Origin of the sequence: Burkholderia sp. MSh2, from assembly GCF_000731655.1 — a bacterium.
In the GTDB taxonomy this organism is placed as follows: domain Bacteria; phylum Pseudomonadota; class Gammaproteobacteria; order Burkholderiales; family Burkholderiaceae; genus Burkholderia; species Burkholderia paludis.
This window is the reverse complement of the sequence record NZ_JPGM01000001.1, coordinates 312,117-329,413: the sequence shown is the minus strand read 5'-3', so window position 1 is coordinate 329,413 and position 17,297 is coordinate 312,117. Positions and strand designations below refer to the sequence as shown.

General features: G+C 69.5%; 19 protein-coding genes and 1 pseudogene. 19 read left to right on the top strand and 1 reads right to left on the bottom strand.

Annotated features, from left to right (window positions below):
- The 3 genes and pseudogenes from GQ57_RS41250 to GQ57_RS01405 all read left to right on the top strand — a co-directional run.
- A pseudogene (locus tag GQ57_RS41250) lies at positions 1 to 122 on the top strand (electron transfer flavoprotein subunit alpha/FixB family protein); the annotation flags it as partial.
- A gap of 63 nt (positions 123 to 185) precedes the next feature.
- Positions 186 to 824 carry a MarC family protein gene (locus tag GQ57_RS01410; protein WP_034196836.1) on the top strand — a complete coding sequence of 213 codons (639 nt, stop codon included), beginning with the start codon at positions 186 to 188 and terminating at the stop codon, positions 822 to 824.
- Positions 825 to 876: 52 nt separating this feature from the next.
- Complete coding sequence (locus tag GQ57_RS01405; RefSeq protein WP_034196835.1) at positions 877 to 2,472, top strand: 5-guanidino-2-oxopentanoate decarboxylase; 1,596 nt, start codon at positions 877 to 879, stop codon at positions 2,470 to 2,472.
- A gap of 72 nt (positions 2,473 to 2,544) precedes the next feature.
- Here GQ57_RS01405 and GQ57_RS01400 read toward each other — a convergent pair whose 3' ends face one another.
- On the bottom strand, positions 2,545 to 3,201 hold the full coding sequence (locus tag GQ57_RS01400; protein WP_235214998.1) for a TetR family transcriptional regulator C-terminal domain-containing protein: 657 nt from the start codon (positions 3,199 to 3,201) through the stop codon (positions 2,545 to 2,547).
- Between the two features lie 238 nt (positions 3,202 to 3,439).
- Here GQ57_RS01400 and GQ57_RS01395 point away from each other — a divergent pair, with 238 nt between their 5' ends.
- The 16 genes from GQ57_RS01395 (at position 3,440) to GQ57_RS01320 (ending at position 17,282) form a co-directional block, all read left to right on the top strand.
- Positions 3,440 to 4,246: an ABC transporter ATP-binding protein gene (locus tag GQ57_RS01395; protein WP_034196834.1), complete on the top strand. Its 807-nt coding sequence runs from the start codon at positions 3,440 to 3,442 to the stop codon at positions 4,244 to 4,246.
- 68 nt (positions 4,247 to 4,314) lie between these two features.
- Entirely contained in the window at positions 4,315 to 5,112 is a 798-nt protein-coding gene (locus tag GQ57_RS01390; protein ID WP_034196833.1) for a transporter substrate-binding domain-containing protein, read from the top strand.
- A gap of 54 nt (positions 5,113 to 5,166) precedes the next feature.
- Positions 5,167 to 5,883: an ABC transporter permease gene (locus tag GQ57_RS01385; RefSeq protein ID WP_031401475.1), complete on the top strand. Its 717-nt coding sequence runs from the start codon at positions 5,167 to 5,169 to the stop codon at positions 5,881 to 5,883.
- Between the two features lie 49 nt (positions 5,884 to 5,932).
- Positions 5,933 to 6,628 carry an ABC transporter permease gene (locus GQ57_RS01380; protein WP_031401474.1) on the top strand — a complete coding sequence of 232 codons (696 nt, stop codon included), beginning with the start codon at positions 5,933 to 5,935 and terminating at the stop codon, positions 6,626 to 6,628.
- A gap of 48 nt (positions 6,629 to 6,676) precedes the next feature.
- Positions 6,677 to 7,888, top strand: coding sequence for a pyridoxal phosphate-dependent aminotransferase (locus GQ57_RS01375; RefSeq protein ID WP_031401473.1), 1,212 nt, complete (start codon positions 6,677 to 6,679; stop codon positions 7,886 to 7,888).
- Positions 7,885 to 8,895: a succinylglutamate desuccinylase/aspartoacylase domain-containing protein gene (locus GQ57_RS01370; RefSeq protein WP_034196832.1), complete on the top strand. Its 1,011-nt coding sequence runs from the start codon at positions 7,885 to 7,887 to the stop codon at positions 8,893 to 8,895. The genes GQ57_RS01375 and GQ57_RS01370 overlap by 4 nt, the downstream gene beginning before the upstream one ends.
- A gap of 380 nt (positions 8,896 to 9,275) precedes the next feature.
- Positions 9,276 to 11,660: an MCP four helix bundle domain-containing protein gene (locus GQ57_RS01365; protein ID WP_034196831.1), complete on the top strand. Its 2,385-nt coding sequence runs from the start codon at positions 9,276 to 9,278 to the stop codon at positions 11,658 to 11,660.
- A gap of 7 nt (positions 11,661 to 11,667) precedes the next feature.
- Entirely contained in the window at positions 11,668 to 12,411 is a 744-nt protein-coding gene (locus GQ57_RS01360) for a methyl-accepting chemotaxis protein (protein ID WP_034196830.1), read from the top strand.
- Positions 12,408 to 12,995 (top strand): hypothetical protein, encoded by a 588-nt coding sequence (locus GQ57_RS01355; RefSeq protein ID WP_034196829.1) that lies wholly within the window; start codon positions 12,408 to 12,410, stop codon positions 12,993 to 12,995. The genes GQ57_RS01360 and GQ57_RS01355 overlap by 4 nt, the downstream gene beginning before the upstream one ends.
- Positions 12,996 to 13,016: 21 nt before the next feature.
- On the top strand, positions 13,017 to 13,976 hold the full coding sequence (locus GQ57_RS01350) for a chemotaxis protein CheX (RefSeq protein ID WP_031401468.1): 960 nt from the start codon (positions 13,017 to 13,019) through the stop codon (positions 13,974 to 13,976).
- Between the two features lie 29 nt (positions 13,977 to 14,005).
- Positions 14,006 to 14,371 (top strand): response regulator, encoded by a 366-nt coding sequence (locus tag GQ57_RS01345; protein WP_031401467.1) that lies wholly within the window; start codon positions 14,006 to 14,008, stop codon positions 14,369 to 14,371.
- Positions 14,372 to 14,449: 78 nt separating this feature from the next.
- Positions 14,450 to 14,695 carry a hypothetical protein gene (locus GQ57_RS01340; RefSeq protein WP_152603160.1) on the top strand — a complete coding sequence of 82 codons (246 nt, stop codon included), beginning with the start codon at positions 14,450 to 14,452 and terminating at the stop codon, positions 14,693 to 14,695.
- Between the two features lie 149 nt (positions 14,696 to 14,844).
- Positions 14,845 to 15,147: a hypothetical protein gene (locus GQ57_RS01335; RefSeq protein ID WP_034196827.1), complete on the top strand. Its 303-nt coding sequence runs from the start codon at positions 14,845 to 14,847 to the stop codon at positions 15,145 to 15,147.
- A gap of 9 nt (positions 15,148 to 15,156) precedes the next feature.
- The gene (locus GQ57_RS01330; RefSeq protein WP_034196826.1) at positions 15,157 to 15,609 is read left to right on the top strand and encodes a DUF3592 domain-containing protein; all 453 of its coding nucleotides are present in this window, start codon (positions 15,157 to 15,159) and stop codon (positions 15,607 to 15,609) included.
- Between the two features lie 140 nt (positions 15,610 to 15,749).
- The gene (locus tag GQ57_RS01325; protein ID WP_034196863.1) at positions 15,750 to 16,703 is read left to right on the top strand and encodes a hypothetical protein; all 954 of its coding nucleotides are present in this window, start codon (positions 15,750 to 15,752) and stop codon (positions 16,701 to 16,703) included.
- 75 nt (positions 16,704 to 16,778) lie between these two features.
- Entirely contained in the window at positions 16,779 to 17,282 is a 504-nt protein-coding gene (locus GQ57_RS01320; RefSeq protein ID WP_235214997.1) for a DUF3592 domain-containing protein, read from the top strand.
- Positions 17,283 to 17,297 lie beyond the last annotated feature (15 nt).

Genomic DNA, 17,297 nt, shown 5'->3' with positions numbered 1-17,297 from the left:
ATTCGAAGGTGATCGTCGCGATCAACAAGGATCCGGAAGCGCCGATCTTCGGCGTGGCCGACTACGGCCTCGTCGGCGACCTGTTCGCGACGGTCCCCGAACTCCACGCCGAACTCGGCTGACGGCGTCCCCGGCCGCGACGCCCTCGCGCCGCCCATTCAACCGACCGCATCCGGGCGTGAACCATGACCCTGACGTCGAGCGACGTGTTGCTGTTCCTGACGGGCCTGCTGACACTGTTCTGTCCGCCCGTCGCGATCCCGATGTACGCGGCGGTCACCGGGCACTTTCCGGACGCGACCCAGCGGCAGATCGCGTTCCGGCTGTTCGCGTGGATCGCGACGCTGATGGTCGGCGCGGTGTGGGGCGGGCAGTTCCTGCTGCGCGTGCTCGGCCTGACGCTCGGCGCGTTGACGTTGACCGGCGGCGTCGTGCTTTGCCTGTGGTCGATCCCGATGATGCGCGGCATCGCGAACGACGAGCGCAGCAGCGGCGACACGCGGCTCGAGTATGCGCAATGGCGCAACTACATCGCGGTGCCGCTGATTTTCCCGCTGTCGATCGGCAGCGCGGTGATGTCGCTCGTGATCACGACCGCGACGCGCTTCCATTCGCCAGCCGACCTGCTGGCGCTGAGTGCGACCTGCGTGCTGCACGCGGGCGTGATCGGGCTCACGTATGCGTGTTCGGCGTCGTGGTGCCGCCGGCTCGGCGAGATCGGCCGCACGCTGGTCGAGCGGCTGTCCGGCATCGTGCTGACCGCGATCGCGTTCCAGATGCTCGCGCAAGGCGTTCGCGAGCTGCTGCCGGGGCTCGCGCACTGACGCCGTCGGCCGGCGAACGATCCTGAAACCTGTCCTGAAGAACGGAAACCTCATGAAAACAGTAGGCATGTATCTCGTCGACCTGCTCGCGGCGCACGGCGTCGACACGGTGTTCGGCATACCCGGCGTCCATACCATCGAGCTGTATCGCGGGCTGGCCGGCAGCGCGCTGCGCCACGTGAGCGCGCGCCACGAGCAGGGCCTCGGTTTCATGGCGGACGGCTATGCGCGCGCGACCGGCAAGCCCGGCGTGTGTTTCGTGATCACCGGGCCCGGCATGACGAACATCGCGACGTCGATGGCGCAGGCGTATGCGGATTCGATTCCGATGCTGGTGATCTCGAGCGTGAATGCGTCCGGCGACATCGGCTCGGGCAACGGCCATCTGCACGAATTGCCGGACCAGCACGCGTTCGCGGAGAACGTCGCCGCGTTCAGCTACACGGTGCCGTGCGCCGCTGCGTTGCCGCAGGCGATCGCACGCGCCTTCGCCGTGTTTTCCGGCGGCCGCCCGCGGCCCGTGCACCTCCAGATTCCGCTCGACGTGCTCGCGGCGCCGGCCGATGCGCTGCCGCGCGTGCCGGCCGCGCCGCCGCGCATCGCCCCCGGCCCGGCGCGCGCCGACGGCGTCGATGCCTTCCGCGCGATGGCGTGCGCCGCGCGTGCGCCGCTGATCCTCGCGGGCGGCGGTGCGCTCGACGCGGTCGACGAGGTGCGCTGGCTCGCGGAAACGCTCGACGCGCCGGTCGTGATGACGATCAACGGGCGCGGCGTGCTGCCGCCCGCGCATCCGCTCGGCGTCGCGTGGTCGGCGTCGAGCGACGCGGTGCGCGCGCTGATGCGCGCCAGCGACCTGATTGTCGCGCTCGGCACCGAGCTGGGCCCGACCGACTACGACCTCTACGCGACGCGCAGCTTCGCGATGCCCGCGCCGCTCGTGCGGATCGATGTCGACCCGCAGCAGCTGTGCCGCAACGCGGTGCCCGCGCTGCCGCTGCTCGGCGACGTCGGCGAAACCGTGCGCGCGCTCCGGCGCATCTGGCCGGCCGATGCGCGCGCGCCCGGCGCCGGCGTCGAGCGCGCGGCGCGGTGCCGCGCGGCGGCGCGGCAGGAACTGAACGACGAGATGCGGCGCGATCTCGCGCTGCTCGACAGCGTGCGCGACGCGCTGCCCAATGCGGCGATCGTCGGCGATTCGACGCGCCTCGTCTACGCGGGCAACGTCGGGTTCGCCGCGCCGCGCCCGCGCAGCTGGTTCAACGCCTCGGTGGGATTCGGCTCGCTCGGCTACGGGCTGCCGGCCGCCGTGGGCGCAAGCCTCGGCGACGCGTCGCGGCCTGTCGTCTGCCTGGCCGGCGACGGCGGGTTCCAGTACACGCTCGCGGAACTCGGCACCGCGGTGCAGCATCGCGCACGCGTGATCGTCGTGCTGCTGAACAACGGCGGCTATGGGGAGATCAAGCGCGCGATGGTCGACGGCGGCGTCGAGCCGGTCGGCGTGGACCTGTACACGCCGGATTTCGTCGCGATCGCGCGGGCCTACGGATGGGGCGCGCAGCGCGTCGACGAAGGCGACTCGCTGGCCTCGGCGCTGAACGAAGCGGCGGCGCACGATGCGCCGTACCTGATCGAGATTCGCGCCGACTGAAAACGCAGACGGCCTCGCATCGCGAGGCCGTCGCGGCCGCCGTCGCCCGCGCGGCGGCGGCGCAGGCAGGTGTTACGCGCGCTTGCGGGCCGCCTTCGGCGGCGGCAGGAACGTGCCGACGACCCGCAGGCAGCCCGCCAGCGCGTCTTCCGCGGTGAACGACGTGGGATCGCGCGCCAGCTCCAGCCAGAAGCCGTCGATCACGGCCGTCAGCGTCAATGCGGCGAGATCGCTGTCGACGGTGCCGCCGCGCACTTCCGCGATCTGGTCGAACAGCTTCTTCAGCGCTTGCCGGTAGCCGCTGTACAGCTCCTTGTGCGCCTTGCGGATCACCGGGTCGCTGTGCGCGACGCTCCAGAAGCCGAGCCAGACCTTCACGTTCTTCGGGGCGAACACCGGCGCGGCGAAACAGACCTTGATGATCGCGTCGAGCTTTTCCTCGGGGCCCGTCGCGTTCGCGGCCGCGGCCCGCGATACGTCGAGCAGGTCGGTCGCGAGCCGCTTGTAAGTCTGCGCCATCAGCTCGTCTTTCGACTGGAAGTGATGATTGATCAGCCCGCGCGACACCTTCGCTTCCTCGCAGATGCGGTCGATGGTGGTCTCGGAATAGCTGTAGCGCGCGATGCAGCGCATCGTCGCGTCGATGATCGATTGCTGGCGCACCGCGGGCGTTTCTCGGATGCCGCGGCTGCGTGTCTGAACCGGTGCGGTGCCAGGAGTCTTTTTCACGTGATGACCTTACGGAATCGTCAGGGCACCGATTATAGGGGAGTGCCGGACGCTTGTTCAATTGCACCGTCGATCTTGCCGCGACACCCGCGAAAACCCTCGGGCCGGTTTTTATTGAAACTGTTGAACCATCGTTCAACATAGCCTATAGTCGATCCCGCATGAGGTTGGTCGGCCATTCAACAAGGTGCCGCGTTCCTGCACGGGGCGGGCATGAGGATTCGACACGGGAGACAGCATGTTGGCGCGGGTGGAGAGCGTGAAATCGGCGGTCGAGGAGCGGGTGCGGGTGCTGGACCTGCACAAGCGGTTCGGCGAGCTGGAAGTGTTGAAGGGGGTATCGCTGAGTGCGTGCGAAGGCGAGGTGATCTCGCTGATCGGCGCGAGCGGATCGGGCAAGAGCACGCTGCTTCGCTGCATCAACCTGCTGGAGACGCCGAGCCGGGGGCGTATCGTCGTCGACGGCGAGGAGATCGGGCTGAGCGTGGACCGCAAGGGGCGCACCGTCCCGACCGATCCGCGCCAGGTCGAGCGGATCCGCACGCGGCTCGGCATGGTGTTCCAGGGCTTCAACCTGTGGGCGCATCGCACGGTGCTCGAGAACGTGATCGAGATGCCCGTGCATGTGCTGCGCGAGCCGCGCGCCGAGGCGGTCGCGCGCGCCGAGCAACTGCTCGAGCGCGTCGGCCTCGCCGACAAGCGCAACGTCTATCCGGCCTTCCTGTCCGGCGGCCAGCAGCAGCGGGTCGCGATCGCGCGGGCGCTGGCGATGCGGCCGAAGGTCATGCTGTTCGACGAGCCGACTTCCGCGCTCGATCCCGAGCGTGTCGGCGAAGTGCTGAAGGTGATTCGCGATCTCGCCTGCGAGGGCCGTACGATGATTCTCGTCACGCACGAGATGGCCTTCGCGCGCGACGTGTCGAACAAGGTGCTGTTCCTGCACCAGGGGCGCGTCGAGGAGAGCGGCACGCCGGCCGAGATCTTCGATGCGCCGCAAAGCGAACGCTGCCGCCAGTTCGTCAACGCACACCGGCAACACCACTGAATCGCGGGCGCGGCCCGCGAGCGCGCGGGCCGTGCCGATCCCCGTCTTTCCCTGCAAGGAGTCCGACCATGAAACGCGTCGTTCGCAGTCTGCTGTGCCTGTTCAGTCTCGTCGCCGCGGCGCTCGCGCCGCTGGGGTCCGCGCATGCGTCGTCGGGCGTGCTGCGCTTCGGTGTTGCCGCCGAGCCGTATCCGCCGTTCCTGATGAAAAGCCCGACGGGGCAGTGGAGCGGCTTCGAGGCCGACCTGATCCGGGCGCTGTGCGACCAGATGAAGGCCCGGTGCGAGATCAAGGAGGTGTCGTGGGACGGCATCATCCCGGCGTTGCTCGGCGACAAGATCGACGTGATCTTCAACTCGATGTCGATCACGCCGGAGCGCGAGAAGGTGATCGCGTTCTCGCGGCCGTACTACGAGACGCCGGCCACCTTCGTCGCCGCGAAGAACGCGAAGCTCACGCTGACGCCCGACGGCCTGAAGGGGAAGGTGATCGGCGTGCAGGGTTCCACCGCGAACGCCGAGTTCATCAAGGCGGCCTACGGCAAGAGCGCGACGGTGCGCCTGTACAACACGCAGGACGACTGCAATGCCGACCTCGTCGCGGGCCGGATCGACGCGACGTATCTCGACCAGCTCGGCATTCTCGATTTCCTGAAGTCGAAGGACGGCGCGGCGTTCGAGCTGAAGGGCCCCGGCAGCGTGAAGATGGATCCGGCGATCTTCGGCAACGGCGTCGGCGCGGGCCTGCGCAAGACCGATGCGCCGCTGAAGCGGCAGATGGACCAGGCGCTCGAACAGCTGCATGCATCGGGCAAGTATGCGCAGATCGCGAAGAAGTATTTCCCGATCGATCTCTGGCCGCACTGAGAGCGCTGATACGGGCTTCGGGCACACCGGCGGACGCACGGACGAGGAGGCGGGATGGACGGTTGGGGATGGGTGAGCTACCTGGGCATGGACCCGGACGGCTGGGGCGTCGCATTGCTGCAGGGCGCGGGCGTGACGCTCGAGATTTCGCTCGGCGCGTTCGTCGTCGGCATCCTGCTCGGGCTGCTGGGCGCGGCCGCGAAGCTGTCCGGCGTGCGCGCGCTGGAACGGATCGCACAGGCTTACACGACCGTATGCCGCGCGGTGCCTGAACTGCTGCTGATCCTGCTGCTCTATTACGCGGGCACCGACGCGATCAACCTGCTGATGACCGCGGTCGGCGCCGGGCCCGTCACGGTCAACGGGTTCGCGGCCGCGGTGATCGTGCTCGGCATCGTGCAGGGCGCGTACGCGGCGGAAATCATCCGCGGCGCGATCCTTGCGATCCCGTACGGGCAGATCGAGGCCGGCCGCGCGTTCGGCGCGCGGCCGTCGCTCGTGTTCCGGCGCGTCACGCTGCCGGCGATGGCGCCGTACGCGCTGGCGGGCTTCGCGAACCTGTGGCTGATCCTCGTGAAGGACAGCGCGCTGATCAGCGTGGTCGGCTACAGCGAACTGCTCTACACGGCGAAGCAGGCGGCCGGCTCGACGCGCGAATACATGCACTACTACCTGATGGTGGCCGCCGTGTATTTCGCGATCACCTGGCTGTCGGGGCAGCTGTTCCGCGAGGTCGAGCGCCGCTTCGGGCGCTGGATGCCCGCGTCGTGAGCCGCGCCGCGCGCGCCCGCGCACCTTCCCATCGAACCGGACCAATGTCATGGATCTGAGCGTACTGTCCTCCTACGGGTCGTTGCTGCTGCTCGGCGTGCTGACCACCGTCAAGCTGCTGCTCATCTCGGCCGTCTTCGGTTTCGGGCTCGCGATCGTCGTCGCATTCGCGCGGCTGTCGCGCAACCCGTTCGTCGCGCACGCGAGCCGGGGCTTCACCGAGGTGATCCGCGGCACGCCGCTGCTCGTGCAGATCTACCTGATCTACTATGGCGTCGGCTCGCTGTTCGCGGGCTGGCCGGCGCTGCGCGACAGCGTGCTGTGGCCGTTCCTGCGCGACGGCTTCTGGTACGTCGCGTTCGCGCTCGCGATCAGCGTCGGCGCGTATGTCGGCGAGGTGCTGCGCGCGGGCCTGCGCGGCGTGCCGAAAGGCGAGATCGAGGCCGCGCGCGCGATGGGGATGCGCCCGTCGATGATCGCGCGCCGCGTGTGGCTGCCGCGTGCGATCCAGATCCTGCTGCCGACGCTGGCCGGCGAGACCGTGATGCTGCTGAAATCGACCGCGCTCGCGTCGACGGTCGCGGTGATGGACGTGCTCGGCGCCGCGAACTACATCCGCGCGCAGACGCTGCGAACCTATGAACCGCTGCTGGCGATCGCGCTAATCTACGTCGTGCTCGCGTTCGCGATCGAGCGCGCGTTCGGCCGGCTCGAGCGGCGCGTGCCCGTGCGCATGCCGCGCTGAAGAACCCACTGACGGCGCGGCGGCCGGCCGCCGCGCGATGGAGGATGCATGAACTATTCGAAGCTGGTCGATCGTCTGCAGGGCAAGCGCACGCGCGCCTGGGACATTCACTACGCGGCGCAGCAGGCGGTGGCCGCCGGCGAGCCGGCGATCATCCTGAGCGTCGGCGATCCCGATTTCGCGACGCCCGACGTGATCGTCGATCGCGCGGTCGCCGCGCTGCGCGAAGGCGACACGCACTACAGCGCGGTGCGCGGCCGCGTCGAGCTGCGCACGGCGATCGCCCGCGAGCATGCGGCCGTAGCGGGGCAGGCGGTTGGCGCGGAGCACGTGATCGTGACGGCCGGCGCGCAGAACGCGCTGTTCGCGATGGCGCTGTGCCTGTGCGAAGCGGGCGACGAAGTGATCGTGCCGGAGCCGATGTACCTCACGTACGAGGCGACCGTGCGCGCGTCGGGCGCGACGCTCGTGCCGGTGCCGGTCGATGCGTCGCGCGGCTTTCATCTCGATTGCGACGCGCTCGAAGCGGCCGTCACGCCGCGCACGAAGGCGATCTTCTTCGCGACGCCGTGCAACCCCACCGGCGTCGTGACGCCGCGTGCGGACCTCGAACGGATCGCGCGGCTCGCGTGCGAGCACGACCTGTGGGTCGTGTCCGACGAGGTGTACGCGGCGCTGACGTTCGAGCGCGAGATGGTCAGCATCGCGGCGCTGCCGGGGATGGCCGAGCGCACGGTGACGATCGGCAGTCTGTCGAAATCGCATGCGATGCCGGGCTGGCGGGTCGGCTGGGCGATCGGCCCGACCGAACTGATCGAGCATGCGGAGCGGCTCGCGCTGTGCATGCTGTACGGGCTGCCGGGCTTCATCCAGCAGGCGGCCGTCACCGCGCTCGACAACCGGGCCGCGATCGTCGCGGACATGCGCGAACTCTACCGGCGCCGCCGCGACCTTGCGCATGCCCGCCTGCGCGACGTGCCGGGCCTGCGCTGCCTGCTGCCGGAGGCGGGGATGTTCATGATGGTCGACGTGCGCGGCACGGGGCTCGACGCCCATGCGTTCACGTGGGGGCTGTTCCGCGCGAAGCAGGTCGCGCTGCTCGACGCCAGCGCTTTCGGCGATACGGCGGCGGGCTTCGTGCGCTTCGGTTTCGTCGTCGACGATGCGCAGCTGGCCGAGGCGTGCGAGCGCATCGCGTCGTTCGTCGCCGGTCTCGATGCGGGAGCGCATGCGTCGATTCCGCTGGAGACGGGGCGATGATCGAGGCGTTGACCTGGCCGGTGCCGGGCGACGGTGGGCAGCCGCTCAAGATCCGTGCGTGGCGGCTGTCGGGCGGCGACGGGCCGCGGGTGTACCTGCAGGCCGGCGTGCACGCGGACGAGATCGCGGGCATGCTCGTGCTGCACCGGCTGTTGCCGCAACTGGCGGCGGCGCACGATCGCGGCGTGTTGCGCGGCACCGTGACGGTCGTGCCGCAAGCCAACCCGCTCGGGCTCGCGCAATTCCGGCAGGGGCGGCTGCTCGGCCGCTTCCATGAAACGACGCACCGCAATTTCAACCGGCATTTCCACGAATCGGCCGCGCTGCGCTCGCCCGCGACGACGTTCGCGGCGTGGCAGCGCACGTTGCTTGCCGCCGCGTGCAACGCCGATATCGTGCTCGACCTGCATACCGATTCCGAGGCGCTGCCGTACCTGTACCTGCATCGCGACCTGTGGCCGGCCGGCCGCGACCTCGCGGCGGCGCTGGGCGCCGACGTCGCGATCCTGTGGGACGAGGACGGCGACGGCGCATTCGAAGGCGCCGTCGCCGCGCACTGGGTGCGCGACGGCGGGCTGCGCGGCCGGCTTGTCGCGACGGTCGAACTGCGCGGGCAGTCGGACGTGTCGGACGCGCTCGCCGGGTGCGATGCCGACGGCATGCTCGCGTTCCTGCGCGGCCGCGGCGTGATCGCGGAGTCGCCCGGCGTGCGCGACTGGCACGGCGAGGCCGTCCCGATCGCCCACATGGAGACGGTGCTCGCGCCCGTGTCGGGCGTGCTCGTCTACGAACGCGAACTCGGGGCGACGGTCGAGGCTGGCGAGCGCGTCGCGCGGATCGTCGCGCATCCGGGCGTGCCCTCCAGCGAATACGTGCTCGTTGCGCCGCAGGCCGGGCGCATCGTCACGCGCAATCGCGAGCGGCTCGTCGCGCAGGGCGACGTCGCGCTGAAGCTCACGGGTTCGCGGCCGTCGGCCGGCTGGTCGGGCGGCGCGCTCGATCCGTAAGCGACAACGCAGGCCCGTGCGTCGCATCGGGGTTTTCCGCAGCGGGGCGCCAATACGGATCGATTCGCGGGATAATGCGCAAACGTTTTACGGGTATTTAAAAAACCGGATAAACGAAATATAAATAAAAATATGAATATCCGTTGGCCTGTCGATCCCGTCAGTGCCGCAACCGCTCTGGACAAGACGCCCCGAGGTTAACGGACGATCCGGTAAAAACTTTAGGGTTTTCCGGGGAAATTTGTTATTTCAATTTATTCGGTGATCGATTGATTAACGGTCATCGGACAGTCATACACCATCCCCGATAATTCGGCGCTCACATTCTTTCAATCGGCCAAACGGCGGTCGAATCCGGATCGCTGCGGGGAGCTGTACTCATGACCATCCGTCATCGCATTACGCTGCTAGTCGTCCTGACGTTCTTCGCGCTGTCCGCGATCGGCATCTATGCCGTGTACCAGACGCGCAAGAGCGCGTCCGAGGTGCGCCAGGTCACCCAGGGAATCGTGCCGAGCGCGCTCGCGTCGGCGGATCTCGTCGCCGATGTGAAGAACATCCAGATCGCGACGATGACGCTCGTCTACGCGCCCGACGCGAATACCGCCGCGCAGGCGCGCGACGAGCTGAAGGCGAAGCAGGCCGCGCTGCGCGCCGCGCTCGACGTGCAGGCGAAATCGGCGGTCGGCCAGGCGCAGGTCGGGCTGGTCACGCAGGCGAAGGAAAGCGCGACGAACTACTTCGCGGCGATCGACGACACCGTGAAGATGAAGGCGGACGGCAAGGCCGAGATGGCGCAGGCCTACCTGTTCGCGAACGTCGCGCAGTATCGCGACGAGCTCGAAAGCATCGTCGATACGCTGCGCGTCGAGAAGAACCGCCAGAAGGACGACGCGATCAACGCGCTGAACGGGATGCTCGCAACGACGGCGACCGCGATCGCGGGCGTCGCCGGCACGGTGATCGTGCTGCTGACCGCGCTCGGCCTGCTGCTGTATCGCCAGATCACGCGCCCGCTGATCGGCATGCAGACGGCGATGAGCGAGATCGCGACGAGCCAGGACTTCACGCGGCGCGTGCCGGTCGGGCGGATGGATGAAATCGGCCATTCGATCGTCGCGTTCAACGGGATGATCGAGAAGATCCAGGAGAACTCGGCGCAGCTCAAGCAGAAGACCGCCGACATCCAGGCGATGCTGCAGAACATGCAGCAGGGGATCCTGACCGTGGTGGACGGCGGCGTCGTGCATGCCGAGTATTCCGCATACCTCGAAACCATCTTCGAGACGGGCGACATCGCCGGCCGCGACCTGATGGCGCTCGTGTTCGACGATTCGGACATCGGCGCCGACGCGCGCTCGCAGGTCGACGCGGCGGTGCACGCCTGCCTCGGCGAAGACAGCATGAACTTCGAGTTCAACGAGCACCTGCTGGTCAACGACGTCGCGAAGCGCATGCCGGACGGCCGCGAGAAGTGGCTCGACCTGAGCTGGTCGGCGATCACCGACGAGACCGACACGGTTGTCCGCCTGATGCTGTGCGTGCGCGACGTGACCGAGATTCGCGAGCTGACCGCGCAGGCCGGCGAGCAGCAGCGCCGCCTGGAGATGATCGGCGAGATCCTGTCGATCAGCCAGGACAAGTTCCACGACTTCGTGCACAGCGCGAAGGGCTTCCTCAGCGAGAACGAGCGGATGATCCGCCAGCACGAGCGCGCCGATCACTCGATCGTCGCGGCGCTGTTCCGCAACATGCACACGATCAAGGGCAATGCGCGCACGTACAGCCTCCAGCATCTGACGAACATCGTCCACGAAGCGGAGCAGGCGTACGACTCGCTGCGCCGCGCGGACGGCGGCCCCGAGTGGAACCGCGACGCGCTGATGGACGACCTGGCCCGCGTGCGCGAGGCGGTCGAGCACTACGCGACGATCAACGCGGTCACGCTCGGCCGCAGCGGCGAGCCGGCGCCGGGCGGCGCGGACTTCCTGATGGTCGAACGCGCGCACATCAGCGAGAGCCTGCGCGTGCTCGACGGCGCCGATCCCGCGAACGCGGCCGACTGGCACGCGGCGCGCGACGCGGTGCGCCGCATGCTGAGCCAGCTCGGCACGCAGGGTATCGGCGATGCGCTCGGCGGCGTGATCGAGTCGCTGCCGTCGCTCGCGGCGGAACTCGGCAAGCCGGCGCCCGTCGTGCACATCGACAGCCACGGCCATCGCGTGCGCAGCGAAATCGCCGCGACGCTGAAGAACGTGTTCATGCACCTGCTGCGCAATTCGATCGACCACGGAATCGAGTCGTCCGACGAGCGGCGCGCGGCCGGCAAGGCGGCGTCCGGCACGATCGACATCGCGGTCGGCGTGGGCGGCGGCGAGCTGTGGTTCGTGCTGGGCGACGACGGCCGCGGCCTCGCGCTCGACCGGATTCGCGGCATCGCGCGCGAGCGCGGCTGGATCGAAGCCGGCCAGGATGCGGCGCTGTCCGACGACGAGGTGGCCGAGCTGATCTTCCGGCCGGGCTTCTCGACCGCGAACGTCGTCACCGAAGTGTCGGGGCGCGGCGTCGGCATGGACGCGGTGCGCAACTTCCTGAAGCGCGACGGCGGCGATATCGCGCTGCGCTTTACCGACGATCGCGTCGGCGCGCCGTATCGCGCGTTCGAAACGATCGTGTCGCTGCCGGCACGCTTCGCGGCGGACGGCGTCGCGCACGGCGCCGCGCACGAGCGTGCGCGCAGCGCGGATATCGACGCGACGGAGTGATGCGGTGATGGTGCAGGGTTGGATGATCGAAGGGGCTGCCGCGCTGGCGGTCGGTGTAGCGGTCGCGGGCGTCGCGGCGATCGTGTTTCGCATGATGCGCAAGCGGCTCGTCGCGGCGCTGACGCACGATGCGCACGCGTTGCGCGGCGCGCTCGACGCGGCCGGCGTGCGGGCCGAGCAGGCGGCCGCCGCGCATGCGGAGGCGGCCGATGCGTGGGCGCAGCGCGAGGCGCAGCTCGTGGACGCGCTGGCGCGCGAGACGTCCGAGGCCGGCGTGCAGCGCGACGCGCTGCAGGCGCTGTCGGCCGACCGCGCGGCGCTCGCGCAGCAGGCGTTGAAGATCGCCGACGAAGCCGCGCGCCTGCGCGGGCTCGCCGGCACTTTCGAGCGCTGGCATGAGCAGATGATTTCGCTGACCACGCAGAACCAGGACATGCGCGCGAAGAACCTGGAGCTGTCGGCGATCGTCGCGCACGTGTCGATCGTGTCGCTGAATGCGTCGATCGAGGCCGCGCGCGCGGGTACGGCGGGGCGCGGCTTCTCGATCGTCGCGAGCGAGGTGCGCGGGCTGGCCGCGCGCTCGCAGCAGCTGTCGAACAGCTATCGCGACAGCCTGAACCGCAACGATCTGGTGACGGCCGCGACGTTCCAGGACATCCAGGCCGGCGGCAAGATGATCACGGCCGCGCTCGCGACCGTCGAGACGCTGGCCGGGCAGCTGCACACGCGGATCGAAGGGGGCGCGGCGTGATCAGCGCGCAGGCGAAGGCCGGGTTCGAGCGGATCTTCTTCGATGCGGCGCGCACGCGGCTCGCGTCCGGCGGCACGTGCGACATCCGGCCGTCCGCCGGCGCCGCGCACGACGGCCACGATCATGCGCACGCGCAGTCGAAGTCGCGCGCGAAACCGAAGGTGCCCGAGCACGTCGCGGTGCTGACGATCTCGGCGCTGCATTTCCGCCTGCTGCTCGCGCTGCGCTTCAGCGACGACGATCCGACGCGCCGCCATTTCGCCGGCGCGACGGCCGGCGCGAGCCACGCGCGGCCATTGCCCGAGGCGTTCATGGAAGTCGCGAACCTGTGCTGCGGCGCGATCAACCAGGCGCTCATCGTGCCGTTTCCCGATCTCGGGATGTCGACGCCTTTCCTGCTGAGCGGCGCGAGCATCGACTACCTGCCCGCACTCGCGCCCGATCATGTGGCCGCCTACGACGTGACGCTCGACGGCGACGTGCGGGTCGGCGCGACGTTGTGCGTGTGCGCGAATGCGCCGGTCGATTTCCACGTGCCGGAGACGGCCACGATGGAGAGCGGCGGCGAGCTGGAACTGTTCTGACCGACCCGGAGGACCCGCGAGATGATCGAAGACCAACCCGTCAGCAAGGTGCTCGTGCTCGACGACAGCCGCAAGCACGCCGATGCGATCAAGCGTTTCTGCGACGAGCACAACCTGGTCGGCCTGACCGTGCGGCGCAACCGGCTGCTGCAGGTGCTGCGCTCGAACATCGATCTCGGCGCGATCCTGCTCGCCGAGGATTACGGCGGCTCGCCGGCGGAGAGTGCGATCGTCGCGACGCAGATCGATGCGCTGCGGCCCGAGCTGCCGATCATCCTGCGCCGCGAATCGCTCGCGTCGCGCGACGGGCTGCCGGAGGCGCTCGCGCGCGTGGCGTGCGCGGCCTACGTCGCGGAGGACATGACGCCGCTCAAGCGTGCGATCGACGAATACCTGTTCGGCCGCGACTACCCGAACGCGCTCGTGCGCGGCATCGCGGAGATCACGGAGGCGCGCCTCGACAGCCTGTTCCCGGGCATGACGGTCGAGCACGAGACGCCGTGCATCGTGCGCGACCAGATCATCTTCGGCGAAGTGTTCAGCCTGATCGCGCTCGAAAGCGCGTGGTGCCGCGGCTACATGCTGCTGCAGACCAGCGAGCAGCCGCTGCTCGACATGCTCGGCGGCACGCGCGATACCTGCCGCGCGCCGGATTTCCGCGACGTGAACAGCGTGCTCGGCGAGCTGACCAACCTCGTGTGGGGCGCGTTCAAGAACCGTTATCTCGGCGACGCCGAGGCGCTGGCCCGCCATCCGGTGCAGGTGCCGCTCGTCGTCAATCACAAGCAGAAGTTCATTTCGTTCGGCGGCGACTGTCCGCAGCTCTGCTTCCAGTACCGGATGACTGACCCGGCATCGGGGCGCTCCGTCCGTCTCGACCAGCGCTTCGTGTTCAGCCTGAGCTGGTCGCCGGAGGATTTCCGCGAATCGGTACGGGACGTGGGGCCGATGGTCGAGTCGGGCGAACTCGAACTGTTTTGAAGTCAGCAACAAGGAAAGGGGAACAACGCATGGCAAAGATTCTGGTGGTCGACGATTCCGGCACGGTGCGCGACGAGGTCGCGGGCTTCCTGCGCAATCACGGGCTCGACGTCGCGACGGCGGTGGACGGCAAGGACGGGCTCGCGAAGCTCAAGGCGACGCCCGGCGTGCGCCTCGTGATCAGCGACGTGAACATGCCGAACATGGACGGCCTGACGATGGTCGAGAAGATCCGCGGCGAACTGGCGAACGCGACGGTCAACGTCGTGATGCTGACGACCGAAAGCAGCCCGGCGATGAAGGAGCGCGGCAAGGCCGCCGGCGTGAAGGGCTGGATCGTGAAGCCGTTCAAGGGCGACGCGGTGCTCGACGCGCTGAAGAAGCTCGCGGGCTGACCCGCATCGGGCCGCTGTACGGGCGCCGCGGGGCCCCGGTTCGGCGCCGCGATGCGGGCCGTCCGGCCGCCGTGTCGCGTGTCAACCGTTGCCCGTTGCCCGTTGCCCGTTGCCGGTCGCGGGCGTGTGTCGTGGCTCGACGATCATCTCCGTGAAGACCGGCGCGACGACGCGCGGCTGCGCGTGTTCGCACCGCCGTTCCCGAGCGGCGCGTTCGAGTTCGCGCCGCACCCGCCTGAACGCCGGCAGGCCGACGCCGCACATGTCAGTCTGCTGAAGACGTGCGTGCGTGCGTGCGCGCCGCCGGTCGCCGGTCGCGGGTAGCGGGTAGCGGGTAGCGGCGAGCGCGAGCGCGAGCGCAATTTACAGCGTGCCGCGATATCCGTATCCTGCCGGATGCCGAGGGCGGCGTGCCCGCGCGACATGCGCGGCGCGCCCGGCATCCACGACGATCGGGAACGGGACACCTTCCAGTGAAAACGAACATCCAGCGGGCGGCGCACGTGCGCGGCGCTTGCGTGCCGCAGGCGGCTGCGCTTGCGCGCCGAACGAGCGGCGCATGCATCCGCATGGGCGCAGACGGCCCGACGGCGTGCATCCCGGTGCGTGTCCGTCCGGCGAGCATCGGGCGCGCGCCATTCGTGCAGGACCGAGCCAATGGCAACGGCTACAACGGGCCGTACGCAGGCGCGGTCGGCACGACGACGCGAGGCGTGCCGCGCCGCTGCAACACGCGCGCGAAGATCGGCGTGTCGTTCCATCCATCCCGCCCGTAGGCGGCCGGGATGCCGACGGAATCCTCCCGCGCCGCCGCGCAGCGCATCGAGACGCTGTTCGCGAAAGGCGTTGTCTTCACCGTGCTGGGCGCCGGCATGCTGATCGGTGTCGCGCTGTACGCGCAGTGGACGCGCGAGTTCCTGCGAACGTCGGTCGTCGTGCCGGGCCGCGTCGTCAAGCTGAACGCGGGCCCGCATCATCCGGAGATCGCGTTCACGACGCTCGCGGGCGAGCATGTCGAATACCCGCAGGGTGGCGCGGTCAGCGAGCAGGACGGTGCGGCGGTCGAGGTGCGTTACGCACCGGATGCACCCAGGATGACCGCGCGGCTGAATACGTTCGGCGCGATCTGGGGGGACGTGCTGATGCTCGGCGGGATGGGAGCCGTGTTTTTCGGCGGGGGCGTCGGCCAACTGTGGGCGGGCGTGCGCGCATGGCGCAGCCGGCGCCCGCCCGCCTGAGCGCGTGCCGTGCGAACCCCGCCGGGCCGGTCCGCATGGAACCCGTTCGCAACACCGTCGGGCCGCGCGTGTTGCGGCGCGGATGCACGCATGCGCCGCGTTGCCGTATTTTGCTTCGTCACTTCACGGGATATTCCGGCATGACAATCCGCTTGATGGCCCGGCTGGCCGCGCTCGGCGCGGCATGCGCGTGCCTGGCCGCACACGCGGCGGGCACCGCCCGCTCGCTCGACCAGGTGCCGGGGAAACTCGCCTCGCCCGATGCGCGCGCGGCGTACGTGCGCGACATGACCGGCGCACCCGATCCGGACGGTTTCGGCCTGCGCCTGCCGCCGGGCTTCACGAAGGAGGCGCTGGTTGCGCAACTGGCCCCGGGCGAACCGCTCGAGCGCGTCGTGCTGGTCGGCGCGAAGCCGTGGCCGCAGCGCTCCGGTGCGTTCGTCGCGATCGTCTGCGCGGCGCCGACCGATGCGCTCGCGCGCGACGCGCTGCGCTTCCGGGCGCCCGACGACTGCGACGGCTACGAAGCGGGCGCCGATGCCGATACGGTGAAAGGGCAGGTCTGGCTGGGCGTGTTCGAGCGCGGCGCGGACGGTGCGCCGCGCCTCGTCGCGCGCACCGAACAGCCGCTCGACCAGCCGACCGACTGGAGCAGCACGCAACTCGACGCGCCCGACGTGCTCGAACGCGCGACGCAGCCGGGCGACCGCACGTTGCGGCCCGAGCGGTGGTCGAGGTTCGATCTCGCGCCGTACGTGCTGCGCACGGGCGATGCGGCGTTCGGCGTGCGGGCGGGCTGGTCGGTCGGTTATGCGGGCGGCGGCGCATCGTTCGAGGCGCTGTATCTGTTCCGGATCGACGGCAAGGCGCTGCGCGTGGTGTTCGCGCAGCCGATGATGTTCTACCGGAATATCGCCGGCGACTGGCATGCCGACGGCACGCGCGATCACGACATCACGGAAGGCAGCAACACGCTGGCCGTGCTGCCGGCCTCGACGGCGGGTTTCCACGACCTGCAGCTGCGCGAGCGCGGCGGCACGTGGCGCCAGACGTTTCGCTGGTCCGCGCGCGATGGCGAGTACCAGCCGCGCTGACGCCGGGGCGATGCCCGGCCTCGGCGCGCGTCGAATTCAACGGAGCGTTCCGGCATGACGGTATTCAAGGGCTGCATGGCCATGCTGACCGGCGTGGCGCTGCTGGTCTCGGCGGTGGTCGATGTCCGGTCGACGCGGCATTTCGTGCATGAGTCGATCGTCGTTCCGGGCCGCGTGATCCGGCTGGACTACGGTCCGCATCACCCGGACATCGCGTTCACGACGCTCGCGGGCGAACGGATCGAATACCCGCAAGGCGGCGATGTCGACGTGGACCTCGGCGATGCGGTCGAGGTGCGCTACCTGCCGGCCGACCCGCGCAGCAGTGCGAGGATGAATGCGTTCTGGGCGTTGTGGGGCGGCCCGATCACGTTTGGCGCGGCGGGCGCGCTGTTCATGCTGGCCGGGCTGCGGGCGGCGCGGTCGTCGGGGGCGTGTGGATCGTCGGGGGCGTCGGGGGCGCCGGGATCGCCGGGATCGCCGGGATCGCCGGGATCACCGGGATCACCGGGATCACCGGGATCACCGGGATCACCGGGATCGGGCAGCCAGCGGGGCGACGGCACACCCGCCGAATGACGCCGGCGCGCAAGC